Source organism: Serratia sp. LTN-2, from assembly GCF_059740205.1.
The window spans coordinates 1-1645 of record NZ_JCAXDO010000056.1 but is presented as its reverse complement, the minus strand read 5'-3'; the positions used below and the strand labels follow the sequence as shown (position 1 = coordinate 1645).

Annotated in this window: 3 protein-coding genes; all 3 read right to left on the bottom strand. The window is 59.7% G+C overall.

Translation table 11 applies throughout. From position 1 onward, the window contains the following. On the bottom strand, positions 1-713 hold a 713-nt coding region (locus AC6BYQ_RS28240), incomplete at its 3' end, for a FimD/PapC N-terminal domain-containing protein (RefSeq protein ID WP_498057904.1). 49 nt (positions 714-762) lie between these two features. Next, positions 763-1305: a fimbrial protein gene (locus tag AC6BYQ_RS28235; protein WP_498057903.1), complete on the bottom strand. Its 543-nt coding sequence runs from the start codon at positions 1303-1305 to the stop codon at positions 763-765. Between the two features lie 100 nt (positions 1306-1405). Continuing rightward, on the bottom strand, positions 1406-1645 hold a 240-nt coding region (locus AC6BYQ_RS28230; RefSeq protein WP_498057902.1), incomplete at its 5' end, for a fimbrial protein.

The following is a 1645-nucleotide window of genomic DNA, read 5'->3' as shown; positions in this document are numbered from 1 at the left end:
CGGCTCCAGTCCAGCCGCCTGTCGGTCGGCTGGCCGCTGCCGGTCTGGTGGCTGAGGTTGCCCTGCCAGTCGGCCCGCAGACGCCAGGCTCCCAGGTTGGCACCGGCGGTGCCGTTGCCGCTCAGGCTGTAACCGCGACTGCCGCTGCGCTGCTGGTGCTGACTCTGGGCGTTGACGTTGTAGTCGAACAGCAGCCCCGGAATGCCTTCGTCCCAGCGCGACGGCGGGTCCCAGTTCTCGGCGGTGTACTCGAGAAACGCCTGCGGAATGTTCAGGTACAGCGACGAGGTGGCCAGGTCGCCCCGCGTCTCCATGCCCGCCACGCTGCGCTCGTCCAGGCACTCGCCCTGGTGCCACCAGCGCAGGTCCTTCATCACGCCCTCTTTGAGCCCCAGCTGCTCCACCAGCGCCTTGCTGATGCAGGCCCGGCTGCCGTTCGGGTCGTCCTCCGGCGGGTAGAACGGGATTTGCTGCTCCGGCAGGTCGTTCTTGTTGATGTGCACCACCATGCCGTAGGTGCCCGGCATGATGTAGCCGCCGCGCGAGAACTGGCTCAGGTCGATGTTCTGCCGGTCATGCACGTCCAGCACGTCGGTGTTGAACTGAATATCATCGGCAGCCAAAAGCAGAGTAGGGAGAGCACCGAGCGCCAGCACAATGCATAACCCCAGCGCATTAATACGGCCTATTTTTGCTACCGGCGAAATCATCATTATCCCATTCCCTTATCATTATATTTTCCCTGTCCCGGCATGCGGCCACTCAGAAATAATCCAGTTTGAAACGAATAGCGGAAAAATAATCGCCGGCTTTCAGCGCATGGCGGTTGGCCACCAGCTTCAGGTGATAATCCAGCCGCATATTGCCGGGAATAATATTTTCAAGCGGCAGCGGCGTCCCGGGGGTGGCGATATGGCCGGAACTGTCGCTGATTTGCAGCGCAATGCCCGACGCCTCGCCGCGCACGCCAAATAAGCCGCCTTCGGCGTCGCCGTCAAACGTCACCTGAAAGTGTTTCCAGTCCGGCAAGGTATTATTGGCGCGTTCGAACGTGCAGTTCACCAGCTCGATGGCGAAGGGTTTTATTTTCCCCTGGCCGTCGCGAATAATGTCCGCCAGCGGCACCACTTCCATATCGATGGTCTGGTCGCGGCTCTCGACGGCAATGGCGCAGGCGGTGTCGATAATGGCGCCTTGCATATTTACCCTGCCCCAGCCCTGAATGGCGCCGGCCGCCTGCGCGGTCACAGCCGTGAAGGTAAATAGGCAAACTGCCAGCGGAAACAACAGAGTTTTACGCCACATAACGGTATTCCCTGATAATACGTTCCTGAAAAATGCATGCGGGCGCCCCGCATGCATCAACATGGTTAATTCACTTCAATATTGAAGAAATTAATGCGGCTTAGTTATACGCCAGGGTAAAGTCGGCCACCGCCTGGAAATCACCTTCGGTGATGGTGGCGTTGGACGCGGTATCACCCTGCAGGTAAGCGGCGAAGTTCAGGGTATTGTTGCCATTCTGCAGCTCCTGAGTTTTGGTGGCTTTGCCCAGTTTAATCACCGCGCCGGAGCCGTCGGTGATGGCCACGGCGGCGCCCTTGGCGTTGCCGGTGATGCCCAGCAGACCGTTGTTGGCCTGGGA

What these genes read in the sequence shown, in the direction of transcription:
- AC6BYQ_RS28235 (WP_498057903.1), bottom strand. Translation starts at nt 1,305, where the DNA reads ATGTGGCGTAAAACTCTGTTGTTTCCGCTGGCAGTTTGCCTATTTACC.